Source organism: Asaia sp. Ae19-3 (assembly GCF_059801175.1).
In genome coordinates this window covers 800,001-817,926 of record NZ_JBCHWF010000001.1, presented here as the reverse complement: position 1 = coordinate 817,926, position 17,926 = coordinate 800,001, and the positions used below count along the sequence as shown (strand labels likewise).

10 protein-coding genes, 1 tRNA gene, 2 rRNA genes and 1 riboswitch (1 of these 14 running past the window's edge) are annotated in these 17,926 nt (G+C 56.7%); of the genes, 4 read left to right on the top strand and 9 right to left on the bottom strand.

Annotated features, from left to right (window positions below; genetic code table 11):
• The first annotated feature begins 116 nt into the window (after positions 1-116).
• The 3 genes from AAID99_RS03535 (at position 117) to AAID99_RS03525 (ending at position 7,136) form a co-directional block, all read left to right on the top strand.
• Positions 117-2,513: a TonB-dependent receptor gene (locus AAID99_RS03535; RefSeq protein WP_498493157.1), complete on the top strand. Its 2,397-nt coding sequence runs from the start codon at positions 117-119 to the stop codon at positions 2,511-2,513.
• A gap of 17 nt (positions 2,514-2,530) precedes the next feature.
• Entirely contained in the window at positions 2,531-4,549 is a 2,019-nt protein-coding gene (locus AAID99_RS03530; protein ID WP_498493156.1) for a phosphocholine-specific phospholipase C, read from the top strand.
• An 85-nt stretch (positions 4,550-4,634) separates the two neighbouring features.
• Positions 4,635-4,836, top strand: a riboswitch (cobalamin riboswitch).
• An 89-nt stretch (positions 4,837-4,925) separates the two neighbouring features.
• The gene (locus tag AAID99_RS03525) at positions 4,926-7,136 is read left to right on the top strand and encodes a TonB-dependent receptor (protein ID WP_498493155.1); all 2,211 of its coding nucleotides are present in this window, start codon (positions 4,926-4,928) and stop codon (positions 7,134-7,136) included.
• 94 nt (positions 7,137-7,230) lie between these two features.
• Here AAID99_RS03525 and AAID99_RS03520 read toward each other — a convergent pair whose 3' ends face one another.
• A complete protein-coding gene (locus AAID99_RS03520; RefSeq protein ID WP_498493154.1) occupies positions 7,231-8,061 on the bottom strand; it encodes a M48 family metallopeptidase in 831 nt (276 codons plus the stop codon).
• 213 nt (positions 8,062-8,274) lie between these two features.
• Here AAID99_RS03520 and AAID99_RS03515 point away from each other — a divergent pair, with 213 nt between their 5' ends.
• Complete coding sequence (locus AAID99_RS03515; RefSeq protein ID WP_498493153.1) at positions 8,275-9,492, top strand: cation:proton antiporter; 1,218 nt, start codon at positions 8,275-8,277, stop codon at positions 9,490-9,492.
• Positions 9,493-9,529: 37 nt separating this feature from the next.
• On the opposite strand, the gene AAID99_RS03510 is transcribed toward AAID99_RS03515, so the two are convergent.
• The 8 genes from AAID99_RS03510 to AAID99_RS03475 all read right to left on the bottom strand — a co-directional run.
• Positions 9,530-11,329 carry a hypothetical protein gene (locus tag AAID99_RS03510; RefSeq protein ID WP_498493152.1) on the bottom strand — a complete coding sequence of 600 codons (1,800 nt, stop codon included), beginning with the start codon at positions 11,327-11,329 and terminating at the stop codon, positions 9,530-9,532.
• A 165-nt stretch (positions 11,330-11,494) separates the two neighbouring features.
• Positions 11,495-12,112: a hypothetical protein gene (locus AAID99_RS03505; RefSeq protein WP_498493151.1), complete on the bottom strand. Its 618-nt coding sequence runs from the start codon at positions 12,110-12,112 to the stop codon at positions 11,495-11,497.
• A 15-nt stretch (positions 12,113-12,127) separates the two neighbouring features.
• Entirely contained in the window at positions 12,128-13,546 is a 1,419-nt protein-coding gene (locus AAID99_RS03500; RefSeq protein ID WP_498494256.1) for an Hsp70 family protein, read from the bottom strand.
• The gene (locus AAID99_RS03495; RefSeq protein ID WP_264784332.1) at positions 13,547-14,371 is read right to left on the bottom strand and encodes an IS5 family transposase; all 825 of its coding nucleotides are present in this window, start codon (positions 14,369-14,371) and stop codon (positions 13,547-13,549) included.
• Entirely contained in the window at positions 14,299-14,721 is a 423-nt protein-coding gene (locus AAID99_RS03490; protein ID WP_498493150.1) for an Hsp70 family protein, read from the bottom strand. Before AAID99_RS03490 ends, AAID99_RS03495 begins: the two co-directional genes overlap by 73 nt.
• 544 nt (positions 14,722-15,265) lie before the next feature.
• Positions 15,266-15,342, bottom strand: a tRNA-Met gene (locus AAID99_RS03485).
• A gap of 31 nt (positions 15,343-15,373) precedes the next feature.
• Positions 15,374-15,488 (bottom strand): 5S ribosomal RNA (gene rrf, locus AAID99_RS03480).
• A gap of 110 nt (positions 15,489-15,598) precedes the next feature.
• Positions 15,599-17,926 (bottom strand): 23S ribosomal RNA (locus AAID99_RS03475); it runs 413 nt beyond the window's last position.

Genomic DNA, 17,926 nt, shown 5'->3' with positions numbered 1-17,926 from the left:
CCGCAATATGACTCTTTTATTTCGGTAACGATTTAATAAAACCATAATACTGCATAACAGATTATGTCGATATTTACGGCCCGTAATTCGATCACGAAGCGAAACGGCCCCAATCGATGAAACTCAGACTCAGCCTTGTTCTTTCCGCCAGCCTTCCGGCCCTGCTGATTGCCGGACATGCGACGAACAGGGCTCATGCTCAGGATAGCGCCTCAAGCCAGAAAGCTTCCGTTGCTGGCAAGACAACCAGCCATGTAACAGACAAAAAGACGGTCCGCCAGAAGGACAAGACAAAGGCGCGCTCGAACGCTGTCGATGCCAGGACCCCTGAGTCGATCATCGTGCTCGGCGCCGGTCAGGCCCGCGAAACACAGACGATCTCGCGCACGGCCATTCAGGAATATACACCCGGCACCAGCCCCTTCAAGGCGCTCTCGAAACTGCCCGGTGTGATGTTCACCTCATCAGACCCGCTGGGTTCCTATGAATGGTCACAGCAGATCATCATCCGTGGTTTCGATCAGAGCCGTCTCGGCTTCACCTTCGACGGCGTGCCGCTGGGCAATCTGGCCTATGGCAACGATAACGGCCTTTCGATCGGACGTGCTCTTCAGACGGAAAACAACGGCCCTGCAACCCTGACCCAGGGCGCAGGTGCAGTCGGCGTTGCCGCCTCGAACGATCTCGGCGGTGCACTGCAATTCACCTCGATCGACCCCTCCGACAAATTCGGCGCCGATGTGAGCGGTACAATCGGCTCGGCGTCAACATGGCGCACCTTCGCGCGTATCAATAGCGGCCTGCTCAAAGGGGGCGGCAAGTTCTACGTTTCCTACAATCATCAGGATGCGAACAAGTGGAAGGGCGATGGCGTTCAGCGCCAGGATCAGGCCAACGCCAAATTCGTTCAGCCTCTGGGCGAACATCTGAAACTGACCGTGTTCGGCGACTGGTCCAAGCGCGCTGAAAACGACTATCAGGATCTCTCCCTCTCCCAGATCAAGACCTATGGCTATAATCTGGACAATATCACCGGCAATTATGCCCTCGCCAAGCAGATTGCCTATGCCTATCAGAACGGGACTGCCTTCCCCAAGGGGGTCGAAAACCAAGATACCGTTTATTATAACGCAGGTGGCCTGCGCGAAGACGCGCTGGGCTATGGCAAGCTCGATTTCCGGGTCAATAATCGCCTCTCAGGTTATGTCATGGGCTATGGCCATACGAATACCGGCGAAGGTGTATGGGTCACGCCTTACACCGCCACACCGGCCCAGCTGGGAGGGTCACCCCTCTCCACACGCACAACAGAATACGACATCCACCGTGCCGGGTTTATCGGCAGCCTGACCTACAAGATTGCCAATCACAGCATTGAGGGTGGTTTCTGGTTCGAGAACAACAATTTCAATCAGGCACGCCGCTTCTATCCCCTCGCGCTCGACGGATCGCCCTCTTCCATCCACTGGTATCGCGACAACGCCTTTGCCACGCAGTGGCAGAGCGCCTTCAACACCAAAACCTATCAGGTGCATCTGGGAGATACCTGGAAAATCACGCCAAAGCTGAAGGTCAATTACGGCTTCAAGTCGCTGATCGTTGACAATACGGCGCGCGCCATGAACGGCAATTATCTCGGCACACCTGTCGCCACGGCCTATCCGTCAGGATCGCTGAATGCCAGCAATGGCTTCCTGCCGCAGGTTGGCGCAAATTACCGCTTCAACCATAATCACGAGATCTTCCTCGATTACAGCCGCAATATGGCGGCCTTTGACAGCGCCCAGACATCCGGGCCGTTCTCGACCACGGTGGCAGGATTCCAGGCGCTGCAGGGGCGTCTGAAGCCTGAAATGTCGAATACCGAGGAACTTGGCTATCGCTATCATACCAAAACCTTCCAGGCGACGGTGACCGGCTATTACGTTCAGTTCGAAAACCGCCTTCTTTCGGTGACGCAGGGCGTGGGCATTCAGGGCAATGCCTCGGTTCTCTCGAATGTCGGTGGGGTCATATCCCGTGGCATCGACACTGCCGTGAACTGGCAGTTTGCTCCAAACTGGTCGATCTTCGCTTCCTATGCCTTCAACAACTCCTTCTATCAGGACGATGTGATGGCGAATGGTACGGTTTCCGCCGCAATCAAGGGCAAGAACGTGGTCGGTATGCCGCGCAACCTCGCCAATCTGCAGCTCGGCTATGACGACGGCCAGATCTGGGGCAACGTCCTTATGCAGATCCAGGACCGTCGCTACTACACCTATACGAACGACGCCTATGTTCCGGCCAACGACGTGTTCAACCTGAATCTCGGCTACCGCTTCAAGAGCCATAATTTCTGGCTGCGCGGGCTTGATACCCAGATCAACGTCTCGAACCTGTTCGACAAGCGCTATGTCGCGACGGTGGGCAGCAACGGATTCATCAATTCCGACCCTTCGGGCACGTTCCAGACCCTTCAGGCTGCGGCCCCGCGCATGGTATTCTTTACCATCCGCAAGCATTTCAACTGAGAGACGGATCAGCCAGCATGAAACCCAGCCGACGGCATTTTCTCAATCTCGGTGCTGCCGCCCTCGCTGGGGCCATGCTGCCTGAAAACCTGAAACAGGCTCTGGCCATTCCAGCCAACCGGGAAACCGGCACGATCAAGGACGTCAAGCACGTTGTTATCCTGATGCAGGAAAACCGGGCTTTCGACCATTATTTCGGCACGCTGCGCGGTGTACGCGGCTTTGGTGACCCACGGGCAGAACGCCAGGCTGATGGCAGTTCGGTCTTTGCCCAGAAAGACGAGAAGGGCCGGGCTATCTGGCCCTTCCTGTTCGACACTGTGCATACCTCTGCCGCCTGCCTGAAAAGCCTCGACCATAGCTGGAAAGGCACGCAGGCAGCATGGAGTGAGTGGGATAGCTGGGTACCGCACAAGACACCCATGACCATGGGATATTTCACCCGCAAGGAAATTCCCTATTACTATGCTTTGGCCGATGCCTTCACGATCTGCGACGCCTATCACGCCTCGATCTTCGGGCCGACCAATCCAAATCGTCTCTATTTCTTCACCGGCACGAACGGGCTCGCCGTCGGTTCAGCGGGCAAGCAGGCAGTCGAGAATGTCGATGACGGCAACTGGTCTGCTGACATGGCCCATGACAACCCGAAATTCACGCCTTTCGACTGGACGACCTACCCTGAACGACTGCAAGAGGGCGGTGTCACCTGGAAATTCTACCAGGAATACGACAATTTCGGCGACAACCCCCTCGCCTCGTTCCGCCAGTTCCGCAACCTCGACCGCAAGGACTGGCGCTATCTGAACGCCCGCGCCATCGCTCCCGGCTCGAACAAGGAGAACATGCACGAGCTTGAAGGACGTTACCTTCTGGATGCTTTCGAGCATGATGTTGCAGGCGGCACCCTGCCACAGGTCTCGTGGATCGTTCCGCCAGCTGCCCTGTCGGAACATCCCGAAGCCCCCCCCGGCTTTGGCGAGCATCTGATCTCGAAACTCATCGACATCTTCGTCCGTCACCCCGAGACCTGGGCCAAAACAGTCTTCATTCTGAATTACGATGAGAATGACGGCTTTTTCGACCATGTGCCACCGCCTGTCCCTGCGCTTGCGGGGCAAGGCAGCACGACTGTTTCATCCGCAGGTGAGAGCTATCATGGCGAGCCTGTGGGTCTCGGGCCGCGCGTGCCTGCGCTGATCATCTCTCCCTGGACAAAGGGGGGATGGGTCAATTCGCAGGTATTCGACCACACCTCGATCCTGCAATTTCTCGAAAAGCGTTTTGGCGTCGCATGTCCCACCATCACCCCCTGGCGGCGTGCTGTCTGTGGCGATCTGACCTCCGTCTTCGATTTTTCGAAACCCGACGCTGAATGGTCGGCAGAGCTTCCCAATACCGACGACTATCTGCCACAGACGCGTCTATCCTGCGCGCATCCGCCGCCGCTCGTGCCGTCACACGGAAGGCTGCCCGTGCAGGAAACGGGGCAGAGGCCGAGCCGCGCCCTGCCCTATCGCTTTGCCGTCACCACCCATGCCGATGATCCGACAAAACTCACTTTCAGTAATACCGGCAGACAAGGTGTCGTCTTCCGCATTCGCCAGACGGGCATGGCTAGCCAGCATCTGACCGTACCCGCAGGCACGATCAGCCTGTTCGCCTGCGCGCCTGAGGGGGTGGTCGAGATCTACGGACCAAACGGTTTTTACCGCCTCCATCGTCCCGCAAGCGGCGTGGCCCTGCTACAGGAGGAAGGAGAGAACAGCTTGCGCCTCGTCTTCACGGTATCAAACCCAGCCAGCAAAGAGGCGGTCCTGAGTAATCTCTATAACGGCAGGAGTGAAGCGCGTCCTTTCAAGTCCGATACGCAACGCGTCGAGATTGTCGATCTGGGCCCCAGCCAGAACTGGTATCACCTGGAATTGAGAGACCAGGCGGGCACGGTTCTGCTCGCACTGGCCGGACATGTCGAAAACGAATCACCGTCCCATTCTGATCCCCATATGGCCAAAAGCCCGACAAACCCGAGCTGAGAAGAGGCGCGTGTCATTTGGGTTACGCGAGCGTTACAAGAGACCTGCGTCAGCTACGCTCCTGATTGACAGGGCGTGCGCGGGCAGTAGGGTCGCGCGCGATGGTTCCCGCTCGCCGGGATGAAAAGGGAACATGGTGCGATGCCATGACTGCCCCCGCAACTGTAGGTGAAGAGAGCACTGACAAGGGCCCTTGCGGCCCGGCCACTGGGTTTATCCCCCCGGGAAGGCACGTTGTTGCTCGGTGACGCACAAGTCAGGAGACCTGCCATCATCCATGGTCACGGACGAGAACTGATGGGCGGGGTGTCCCGGAAGTGGCGGGTGCAAATCTGCCCATCGTAGTGACGTGAACAGACCGGATAGATCCGCCACCATGCGCCCTTTGCGCCCCTTCAGATCGCTTCTTCTCTCAGGGCTTCCCCTGCTCTCCCTCCCTCAGGCCGTCGCGCAGGATCAGGGAGCGAATGATGAATACATTACCGCCCACGGGCAAAGCACCGGGCTCAATGCCCGGCCTGCCATCGGTGGCAGGCTCGGCCTGAGCCTGCAGCATAACCCGGCCTCGATTGCGGTGATTGACCAGAAAATCATCTCGCAGCGCGGTTATGCCCAGGCCGAACAGGCTGCCGATTTTGCACCGGGCGTCACTTCTGGCGGGTCACCGGGCAACCCGGCGCAGCTCATGATGCGCGGGTTCAGCGGTAATCAGATCCTGATCCTGCGCGACGGGTTCTATTTCGGCCCCACCACCATGGTGAACCGGCCGCTGAACGCCTTCAATCTAGAGGCAGTTGAGGTTCTCAAAGGGCCGTCTTCCGTTCTTTATGGACAAGGCGCTGTGGGTGGCACGGTTGATATGCGCACACGCAGCCCCGACCCGGATCATGCGCATCTGGACACGCTGGTTTCCTATGGCAGCTTCAACACCTGGAACGCAGGCATTGGCGGGTCGATCCCGCTGTCACCGACGCTGGCCATACGCAGTGATTTCAGCCGCACCTCGTCAGATGGCTTCGTCAAGGGCGCTGATCCGCACAGCAATGACTGGACGACGACCCTGCTCTGGCATCCGTCACAGAATTTCTCGGCCCGACTGGGGATGGATTACCTGACAGATGAGCTTTCCACCTATTACGGCGCCCCTCTGGTGCCGGGCTCTGCCGTTCAGGATCAAGCCAGGGGTCTTCTGCATTCATCGAGCGGGCTGGTTGTCAGCAAGGCCTCGCTCTGGCGCAATTACAATGTTGCCAACCCACGAGCGAGTTCGGTCAATGCTACGCCGACCCTGCATCTGAACTGGATCGTGAACGACCGGCTCACTCTGCATGACAAGGCCTATTTCTCCTATGCCAAACGGCGGTGGGACAATGCCGAGACCTACAGCTATATCGGTAGCGAAGGCGCAGTCGATGCCAGTAATGCCCCAATCGAGCCGGGGCGGATCGGGCGTGACCGGTTCTATGTCTATCAGAACCAGCATCAGGTCGGTGATACGATTGACGCCCGCTTTGACTCCACGTTTTTCGGGTTGAAGAACCGTCTGGTGATTGGAGGAGACGCCTATTATCTGCGCTTCATCCGCAATCGTGGTTTTCCCGACGCCAGCTATGCCGACAGTGTCTCGCTGACTGACCCGGAAGGCGGCGCATTGGGCAATTTCGCCGGGGAGTATCCTTACCGCAAATCGCCAACCACCCTGATCGATGCCGGGCTCTTTCTGGAAGACACGCTTTCACTGACCCGTACTCTGCGTCTGGTCGGCGGATTTCGCTATGACTGGCTCTCGCTCGACCGCAAGAACTACAATCAGAATGGGCAATTCAACGCGGCAACGAGCTTCAAGGGCCATTACAACCCTGCCAATTTCCGTATCGGCCCGGTTTACGACATTCTGCCCAATGTCAGCCTCTATGGTGTGTATACGACTGCAGAAGATCCGCCAGGCTCAAACCTGTTCCTTGCCAACAAAGGGCAATTCAGCCGTCTGAGCCATTCGCGTCAGGGGGAAATCGGCGTGAAGGCAAGTACGCTTTCGGGCCGGCTTGTTACCACACTCTCCCTCTTCGATATCCGACGCACTCGGGTTCTGGTTCAGACAGGTCAGGATTCTGTCTCGACCGCCGGAAGCCAACATTCGCGTGGGGTAGAGGGTCAGGCCGATTGGCGTCTCGACCGCCATTGGAGCCTGTCAGGCAATGTTGCCTATACAGATGCGCATTACGGCACATTCTATCCCGATGCCGCGACAGACGCCTCAGGCAATCAGGTGCCCAACGTACCTGCGGTAACCGCCAATCTCTGGGCTGTATGGTCTTCGGCGCTGGACCTGCCTGTCGATCTCGGCGCAGGCATGCGCTATGTCTCTGCGCGCAAGGGCGATTTTGCCAATACGCTTTCGCTCAAGGATTATGCTCTCGTGAACGTTTTTGCGGGCTGGCATATCCGCAGGGGCTTTACCCTGTACGGTCGCATCGACAATCTTGCCAACAAGCATTTCGTACAATGGGCCGATACGAGCTATCCGTCCGAGGTTCTGATCGGCGCCCCCCGTTCCTTCTCGATCAGCATGCAGGCAGGGTTCTGACACCCCCATGGTCGTCTGACGCTTCCCGTTCTCCGGTCACATGACCGGAGAATAGTTGAGGTCATCACGAAGCCGGACAAGACCCAAACGCTGGTCAAGCTACATCTTGAACGCTGACAGGCGTTGTATCCGGCTTCATCGTCACGTTCGGGAAGAGGGACATCAGACGCGCGACAAGACGGGTCATGCGCGGGTGACTCAGAAAGATCTCGCGGCAAAACCCAGCGAAGGCAGGCATAAGTTTTTCCTGATCTACAAAGGCTGACGGACTCATCTCGTAGTTCAGACGCTTGGCACCACAGGCCAACATCTGTAATGCGGTCAGGGCCTGGTGCTTGTCCTCCAGAAGAAACGCACTTACCGCATCGCAGCTATATTCGCGGGCGCGCGAATAGGCCGGATAGAGAAAAGGCACGAAGAAAGCCGGATAACGGATGAAATGCTTCGCCGAATTGAGATGACCCAGCACGTGATGAGCAATCTCGTGCCCGATGACGAAACGAAGCTGCGCATTGTCCTCAGCTTCGACAAGCGCTGAAGTCAATAGCACATAACGCCCACGCGACAGCCGAAGGGCGAGCGCGTTCATCACGCCGTGAGAATTATAGATAAAGGCTTCAGGCGCCGTCTCAAGGCCGAGCTTCCGACTGACATCGACAAAGATTGCATGCAGTTCCGGGAATTGCTTCTCTGAGAGCACCACCATGCTGCCGACCATCCATGCACGGAACAAGGCTGCCATGAACTTCATCATGACCCAGAGCAGCAGGCCATAGATGACCAAGGCAATCAGCGCAGCAACCGGATTTTTCTGTAGGAAGACACTCAGAATAATCAGCAGCCAAAGCGCGCTACCGATAACGGTCAGAGCCGCACCATATCCCTTTTCCTGGGGATGCTGGTAGATTGAGACATGCGGGGGCATGATTGGTCCTTCACGAGCGAACAATACAAGTAAACAAGTCTACACCTCAAACAAAAAATAAATAGACGGAGAATCTTGATGAAATATTTCCACCGCATCCGTAAGCGTGTAAAAACCAGCTACTGTCTTCAGCAATTTCATGGCTTTTGACGTCAGGTTTGCGCTTTCTCTCCCATCCAAGCTATCTTTGCGTGAAAAATCGAAGGGATGGGTATGAACGATCTGACTGCGGTCCTGGCAGATATCGGTATTTTTGTCTGTGTTCCCTGGGTGCTTTGGCGCCTGCTTGGCCGCGTCATACCCATTGCTGTTATTCCGATCCTGATTGGCATTATGGCCGCCGTCTGGCATCTACCGCTCAAAAGCATCGGCATCCCTTCTTTCTATGGTGATACCATCGGCTGGATCGCCGTACTCGTGCTCGCCTTCACTGCGGGGATGGAGATGTGGCAGCACCCCGAGGGTCAGAGCGCAGAAAACGCCCTCCCGAAACCCGGCCTTGCGCGCCTCTTGGGCGGTGCTGCCATGGCACTGGGTGGGCCTTTTCTGATAGGCACCATCCTCGTTTATTATTTCTTCCTGCCCCTCCCCGGCTGGCACGCGCCCGCTGTCACGCCCGGCATCGCTGCCGCCTCCATCGGTTTGTGCATTGCCGTGAGCGCCCTGCCCGTGCTCATCGGCATCGTCAGGGAGTTGCCGATCGCCGACAAGCCGATCGGACAACTGGCGCTCAAACTCGCGGTCATCGATGACGCCACGCTCTGGATCGGCCTTGCCCTGTTGCAGTTCTCTGCAGAGCGTCAAACCGCCATGCATAGCTGGGGCCTGCGCGAAGGAGGTGCGGCGCTTATGCTCATCGCCTTGGCAACTTGCGGTTCACTGGCGTCACGCCATTTCCGCAATCCTCCGCGGATACTCATCTGGGCTGTGGTCCCGCTTTATCTCAGCCTAGGATCCTGGGCGAGCATGACCCTGGGGCTGCACGAGCTGATCGGCGCCTATTTCGCCGGGGCCTTCATGCCGCCATCATGGGTACGACGCCTGCCCTTCGAGGCTATCTCTACTTTTGCGCTGGTCTGGGTAGCGCCTCTCTTCTTTGGTCATAGCGGAATGCGGATCAATGGCGACGCCTTGACCTGGCCTTCTGTCCTGGCCTCGCTGTCACTCGTCGCCATCTCAATTGTGGTGAAGATCGGCTCAATCTATATTTTCCCGCCAACCGCCGGACTATCGCGACGTCAGACACTGGGGCTTGGTGCCCTGCTACAATGCAAGGGCCTGATGGAAATCGTGGCGGCGACCATCCTGCACGAGCAAGGTATGCTCTCCGAATTCGCCTTCGCCTCGCTCATGGTACTGGCCGTTATCTCGACCCTGCTCACCGGACCGCTCTTTCACCTGCTCAAACCCAGGAAAGCGCTTCCCTCCTGACGTCGACACGTTCTGTCAGGAGGGAAGCGGTCGCTTTTCACTTATCGGTGTCCGCAAATCTGCAGGAAGGCTGGCCGTCTCTCATTTCGGCATTGCAATCCCTGGCAAAAAGACCGAAAGCGCCGTAAGCGAAAAGGGTCTTGCCATCAGTCGAGAAAACCGCGCGGCGTAACATGTTGGGCAAGGTCAGTTTCTGCCAGCTTTGCCCCCCATCGCAACTGAGATCGAGCGTTGCCCCCGCAGTTATACTGGTATCGGCCAGCTGGCCTTCCTTACGCAGCAGGATTTCCTGATCGGCGATGGTTACGGCGCGGATGCGCCCCTTCTCTGCGATAAAACTACGCAGCTCGCGTCCTGCGGGGCCGGTGAACAATCCTTTGAGGATCAGTTTCGCGCCCCTCCAATGAGCTAGGAGTTGGCCGTTAGGATGAAGCGGGAAAGTCCCCAACAATCTGGGCGTCTGATCCATGGCCTGCGCATAGAGCGATGCTGGAACAGGGTCGTTGAGTGCGATAAACAGCGCCTCATTGGAGGAGGTTGCAGTATTCAGCCACACCCTCTCTCCCAGAAGCGATTGGGTCGTGCGAGCGCGAAACTTGAAATCCCGGGGATAATCGACCTTCCATAGGGCGACACCATACCGTAGCCCGTCATCGGCAAGCCGTTGAAAAGCAGTAACAACGGCGCCGCTGCTTCCGATGGAGGCAGTACAGCTGAAATCGACGTTCTGACAAAAGGACAGTTGCGGCAATGATTTCCAGGCCTGCGTGCCCCGATCGAAACGGTAGATCAGGGACTGTCTGCCTCCTTTCAAAATCTTGTCCTCAATCACCATTTTCACGCTCGGGATATCGTCGGGCGTTTCCATCCAATCGATGGTCGTACCGGGGGCAAGAAAATCGGCCTTGCAGTCATAGCCTGTAACCGCCCCTGGACGACATGAGGTGAGACCGATACGAGCCGGCGAGCCTCCGGCCTGAGCAAGATGAAAGCCAATATAGAACCCGTTATCCTTCGACGTGTGATGCATAAAGGCGAGAGTACTGCTATCGGCAATACTCGTAACTTCAGGCGAGGCGAGCTGACGCCAGGCGCTTCTGCCGTTGAGATCCGGGTCGCTCGCTAATAGGAGCATGGGAAGCCCGAACAGCCCGCACAGATCGATCAACTGCGCTTTTGGCAATGCTTTAATGCCACCTGCCGGCCGGAGCACGGGCGCACGCTGCGCGATGGACACGAGGCCGCGTCCGTCACAGATTTCGATACGCTTGCGCGCCAGATAACCGACCATAAACGGTATGAGCAGGAGCGGCAGGATACGCAGGAAGAATGTTGCGCCGATCAGAAGGCGGCGAACCGCCTCACTCGAGACGTGAATGAAACCAAGGATCGCCTTGAGGCTGTCATGCGCCGCCAGCAGCAGAATATCCGCTGTGCCTTTTGTCGACCCTGAAAAGAACAGGGCGACGGTCAGCGCGAAAATTGCCAGTGTCGCCACAGACCACGCGATGGACAACCGCGTCATACCAGCTTCAGCGAGGCGGTAGCTGGGAAGGAAACAGGTGCCCAGGCAAAACTTGAGACGCATCCATAAGCGCGCGATGAAGCTCATTTCCTTTGCAGGCACGGCCTCGCGGCATTTGACCGGAAACAAGGCCATGAGATGCAATCCAAGGGGAAGCACCGCACAGTAATCGGAAAAACTGGCTCGCTCTCCGTAATGGATTTTATCTTCCTTGCGCCTTCGTACGGCGATCCAGTCTCCCCAATTGATCGCACCGCGCATTTCTCTGAAAGTCGCGACCGCACCGGAATCCAGACCGTATCGATCAGCCATCGTAGTGACGATATTGACAAGGGCACCGTAGTTTTCGGCGCTAGCCCCCAGCTGCGCCGGGTTGGGTAGAAAGCTCAGTATCGCGCAACATAACGATGAAGCCAGCTCAAGCTGGGTTTTGAGCGGCGTCGCATCAATCCTGTTGAAAACAACGTGCCACTCCGGCTACGTCCACACCACCGACCGTTTCTTGCTTATGGCCTGGATCAGGTGGGTAACGGTTTCTCGCGCAAGCGTCTCGGCGTCATGTGCGCCTTCGCTAGGCCGCTTATCCTCATCGGGCGGTATTGGCCGCTTGAAAGCGAGAACTGACGGCTTCCCTTCGAGCTCTCCGTCAGAAGGCGGCGGCGTCAAACGCGCTGGATATGCCGTGACCCGCGGCGCAGCTTCATCTTCTCTCTCTGCTTCATCTGTCTCGTCGTGCTCACCGTCCCTCTGCTGCTCCTCCGGAACGGGCTGCCTGACGACTGGCGGAGGCTGTACAGGCACTCCCGCCAGAACGCATAGTTCTTCGTAAGAAACCGGGATTACCTTGGTAAACTGACGAGGCATCCCAGCTTCGTCTTCAACTATATCGTCATCGACTTCCCCCGCCTCTTCACGCCGCCGGAGCGTATCGGCCGAGTCAAGAGCGAGAGCCCTTGCCTCGACAAGCAGACCGAAACCGACCGGATCGTCGTCGGGCCGCGTTCGGCGAAGGATTTGTGCATAAGCGCGATTAACAGCGCGCTTGTCACTTGTGGGCTCAAGCCCAAGCAAGCGCCAGGCATCGGGAATTAGCATGACAGGCCGTCTCGATCAGGCGAATGGCAGATTGCGTTCCATCGCGTCCAACCACGCGCCGAACTGCGCCCTGGTCTCGGCCACTTCACGCAATGGCACTTTTCCCACCCGAGCCAGAAAACGCATCAATTCATTACCGATCAGGTCGCGTCGTTCGCCCACTGATTCGGCATAAAGGCGCTCGGCTCTCGCCACAAGCGCGTGGTTCGCGATCTGATCCCTTGGCGCAAGCTTGATCTGCTGCAGGGCGACAAAGCGTTTCTCGATATCCTCGGGCGACAGACCGCTCTGTCCGGCGAAGATTTTTCGGGTTAGCGCCCCTGTCTTTTCCACCAGAATTTCCACCTCGAGAGCACCGCTGACGTCGTAAGTGAAGCAGACCGATACCCTGTCCTTACGGGTGATACCCGTGGGCAGCGCGACGAAGACATCGCCGAGAGTCACATTCATTTCCGGTCGGATATTCTCGCCTTGCAGGATATCGAACAGGATATGCGCCTGTCCGTCGACCAGCGGTACGTAGTGCCGTGTACGACTAATGGGGATAATGCTATTCCGCTCGATGATGACGCTCATAATATTTTCATGGGTGTGACCGTCTTGCGTCGAAGTCCCGAGCGTGAACGGACACACGTCGGTCATCATGAGATCTTCAAGCGCGGAGTCTCGCTGAACCAGCCCTGCCTGCACCGCAGCCCCAAGGCCGATGAGGTGATCCGGTCTTGGATGAGCAAGAGGAAAACGGTGAAACAGTCTGGTCACTAGGGCACGCACCAGAGGCATCCGCGACGCACCGCCGACGAGAATAATCTCATCGATTTCAGCTGCCTCAGCTGATGTATCGGACATAACCCTGACGACCGGCGCGCGTAGCCGTGTCAGGAGTGGCGTCGCATTTTCCTCGAAGCGCTCTCTCGACAATGTCCACTCGACTGGCTCAGAAGCGATATGAAAGCGTTCCTGCGCGATATCCTGAGTGGTCAATGCCTGCTTGAGGCTCTCTGCAGCTCGTATAAGTTGGGCATAGCTTTCAGGACTGAGAGACGAGGCTTCGATCCTTTGATCGGCGAGAAAAAGGGCTGCGATCAAATCGCGAAAGTCATTTCCCCCAAGATTGGAATCGCCGCATGAAGCCCGGATTTCCATGATCCCTTCGAATTTATTGAGCAAGGAGACGTCAAACGTCCCTCCCCCGAGATCAAGCACAAGAAACTGGCCTTCATCTCGGCTCTCCAGCCCGAAAGCCAGGGCTGCAGCCGTAGGCTCATTGACGAGGCGTAGCGCCTCCAGACCGGCGATACGCGCCGCCGCCAACGTCGCGCGGCGCTGTGGCTCTGCGAAATAGGCAGGAACCGAAATGACTGCCTGGGTTACCGTTTCGCCGAGAAACGCTTCGGCATCATGCTTGAAGCTCTTGAGAGCTCTTTTGGAAATTCACGGATGAGCGTTTCGGCGTAGCATTAGGCTTCCCATGGCGATGTGGATCATGGCCTCTGCCACGTCGATACGCTGTTCGTAATCCCTCACCAGTCGGCGCCAGCGGATCATCCAGCCGAATGTCCGCTCAACGACCCATCGACGTGGCAGGATTTCAAATCCTTTTTCCGTATCTGAGCGCTGGATGATCTCGACCGTGAAGTTAAAAAAGGCGGCTTTGTCTATCAACTGCAAGCGGTCATAGGCCCCATCTGCGAACAGATGCTTCACCCACGGCCAGCGTTTGCGGATAGCACCCAGGATCATCTGTGCACCCGCACTATCCGAAATATTGGCTGGGGTCAGCCTGACCAGAAGCAGTCGGCCATCTGTATCAACCGCAATATGGCGCTTACGACCAACGATCTTCTTGCCGGCGTCATAGCCACGGGTCTTTGCATGAGGAGCCTTGATGCTCTGGCTGTCAATGACACCACCGGATGGGCTGGCTTCGCGTCGCGCTGCTTCACGATCCAGCATCAGGCAGACATCATGGATCGTCTGAAACAGAAAACGGCGCATCAGCCTGCGGAACCACCAATAGACGGTCTGCCACGGACCAAAGTGAGCCGGCAGCATCTCCCAGCCGCAGCCCGAGCGGACAAGATAGCGCAGTGCATTGATGATCTCACGAAAATCGGTCACCCGTTTCCGGCCACGCCGGTTCGCAGGCGGCATCAGGGGCGCTATGCGCTCCCATTCTTCATCGGTCAGATCAGATGGATAGCGTTTCGTCCTACCGGTGATGTCGGCCATTCGGCCTCGTTGTTCTGGCGTCCACATCCTGAGTGTGAATCACACGCCAGACGCCCTGAAAACCCCTCACGCTGAATTTCCAAAAGGGCTCTCAGGACCAGTGCAGACAGTTCTTCCGGGCGAAAAGAATGATCGCCCAGAGTCAGTGTTGCATTGGTTCCCATCAACCGTTTAAATCCTGCAGCCGTACGGCGCGGATGGGTGATAAGCCGATCAAGCGCGGCCTGACCAACGAGGATCTCATCCTGATCGCTGAGCGTCACAGCAGACGGGGTTAATGTCTCCCCGAGAGCGTTGGGGATGAGAGTAGGAACGCCATCCTTCAGATAGGCGATGACCGAATTGCTCGTTCCAAGGTCAATACCAACACAAACCACAAGCTCAGCTCTTTCTTCTTACTTGGCGACGACCGCCCAATGGCAAGTCTCAGCACGACCATGCCGCAATAGACAACGAGTAGAAAGATGCTCGTTCCTAACTATTTCTCGATTATTCTTTGGATGATGCGAGGGGCGAGTGTTCGTCCGCCACCTCCGACGGCAGAGTCCATCCGCCCAGCGTGGTGTGAGCCTGCCTTCAGCGCTTGAATGTCGATCGCCCTGCCCTTTTCCGAGACGATTAGAGTTCTCAAGAAGGAATTCGCAGTGCAGATTGGTCGAGAGGCATCAATCAGCGGTTTTTGCAGTGTCTCAACTACGCACGCTGAATACAGAAAAAGCATTCTCATTTGCGACACTGCTAGAAGAGAGCGCGCGGCTTCGGACAAGCTTACAATATATATATGGGCTTACGGATCATCTGGAAGTAGAGAACCGGCGGAGGCCGGATGGGTATGGGCAACGATACCGTCATATCCAGAGTATGATACACAGCGCCTGCTGTGTGGGGGCGCGTCTGCTTCATGATTTTGTATGGGGATTTTGGTTGCGGGGGCAGGATTTGAACCTGCGGCCTTCAGGTTATGAGCCTGACGAGCTACCGGGCTGCTCCACCCCGCGGGGGTGGTGTTTTTGTGGGGTGGATCAGGGGACCTGGCGGCGACCGACTTTTCCGCATCTTAAGATGCAGTATCATAGGCGCTGGGGCGTTTCACGTCCGAGTTCGGGATGGGATCGGGTGGAAGTCTCCCGCCATAGCCACCAGGTCTTCTGATCCACCCGACAACTGTGTGTCGGTGTGGGAGGTTGGTTTTTTGTATGATGAGTGTATTGCGTGGATGATTGCTATGCATGTGTATGCTCTCCTGGAGAGCGTTGTGTGAGCGATATGGGCGATTAGGACCGGTTAGCTTCACGTGTTACCACGCTTCCACACCCGGCCTATTGACGTGATGGTCTTTCACGGCCCTGTGAGACCTAGTTTTGAGGTGGGTTTCCCGCTTAGATGCTTTCAGCGGTTATCCCGTCCATACTTAGCTACCCGGCTGTGCCGCTGGCGCGACAACCGGTACACCAGAGGTATGTTCATCCCGGTCCTCTCGTACTAGGGACAAATCCTCTCAAGTCTCATACACCCACGGCAGATAGGGACCGAACTGTCTCACGACGTTCTAAACCCAGCTCACGTACCACTTTAATCGGCGAACAGCCGAACCCTTGGGACCTGCTCCAGCCCCAGGATGTGATGAGCCGACATCGAGGTGCCAAACCTCCCCGTCGATGTGGACTCTTGGGGGAGATCAGCCTGTTATCCCTAGAGTACCTTTTATCCGTTGAGCGATGGCCCGTCCACGTGGGACCACCGGATCACTATGGCCGACTTTCGTCTCTGTTCGAGCTGTCACTCTCACAGTCAGGCGGGCTTATGCCATTGCACTCGACAGTCGGTTTCCGACCGACCTGAGCCCACCATCGCGCGCCTCCGTTACACTTTGGGAGGCGACCGCCCCAGTCAAACTGCCCACCATGCAGGGTCCCGGACCAGGCTAGACTGGTCTCGGTTAGACATCAGAAAAATTCAGGGTGGTATTTCAAGGACGGCTCCACCGAAGCTGGCGCCTCGGTTTCATAGCCTCCCACCTATCCTACACAGGATGTCTCTGATGCCACTGCAAAGCTGCAGTAAAGGTTCATAGGGTCTTTCCGTCTGACCGCGGGTACCCCGCATCTTCACGGGGAATTCAATTTCGCTGAGTCGATGCTGGAGACAGTGGGGAAGTCGTTACGCCATTCGTGCAGGTCGGAACTTACCCGACAAGGAATTTCGCTACCTTAGGACCGTTATAGTTACGGCCGCCGTTTACCGGGGCTTCAATTCAATGCTTGCACATCTCCTCTTAACCTTCCGGCACCGGGCAGGCGTCAGGCCGTATACGTCGTCTCTCGACTTCGCACAGCCCTGTGTTTTTACTAAACAGTCGCTACCCCCTGGTCTGTGCCACCCGCATCTGGTTGCCCAGAGACGGGTCTTGCTTATCCCGAAGTTACGCAAGTAATTTGCCTAGTTCCTTCAGCATCGTTCTCTCAAGCGCCTTGGTATTCTCTACCAGTCCACCTGTGTCGGTTTCGGGTACGGTCTATACGCCAGAGCTATTTCCTGGAATGCTCCAAAAGCCTGGTCAATCCAATAAGACCAGACAACATATCGCATTCGTCACTTCTGGCAGGCCCAGTAATATTCAACTGGTTCCCATCGACTACGGCTTTCGCCCTCGCCTTAGGGGCCGGCTCACCCTGCGTGGATTAACCTTGCGCAGGAACCCTTGGACTTTCGGCGACAGTGTTTCTCGCACTGTTTGTCGCTACTCATGTCAGCATTCGCACTTCCGATATCTCCAGAGAGGGTCACCCCGTCTCCTTCGCAGACCTACGGAACGCTCCGCTACCGCGCATATCAAAGATATGCACCCACAGCTTCGGCACGTGGCTTGAGCCCCGTTACATTTTCGGCGCAGGGTTTCTATTAGACCAGTGAGCTATTACGCTTTCTTTAAAGGATGGCTGCTTCTAAGCCAACCTCCTGGTTGTTTTGGAATCCCCACATCCTTTCCCACTTAGCCACGATTTGGGGGCCTTAGCTGGTGGTCTGGGCTGTTTCCCTCTCGACAATGGACCTTAGCACCCACTGTCTGTCTGCCACGCTCATACTCCTCGGTATTCGGAGTTTGGTTAGGTTTGGTAAGACTTTGGGTCCCCCTAGCCCATCCAGTGCTCTACCCCCGAGGGCAATACGTGACGATCTACCTCAATAGATTTCGCGGAGAACCAGCTATCTCCGAGTTTGATTGGCCTTTCACCCCTAGCCACAGCTCATCCCCGACTTTTTCAACAGGCGTGGGTTCGGCCCTCCAGTGCGTGTTACCGCACCTTCAGCCTGGCCATGGCTAGATCACTCGGTTTCGGGTCTTCTGCCAGCAACTCATTCGCCCTATTCAGACTCGCTTTCGCTACGCCTACACCTACCGGCTTAAGCTCGCTGCAAACAGAAACTCGCTGACCCATTATACAAAAGGTACGCCGTCACCCCATAAGAGGCTCCGACTGCTTGTAGGCATCCGGTTTCAGGTCTCTTTCACTCCCCTCATCGGGGTGCTTTTCACCTTTCCCTCACGGTACTTGTTCACTATCGGTCATCAGGGAGTAT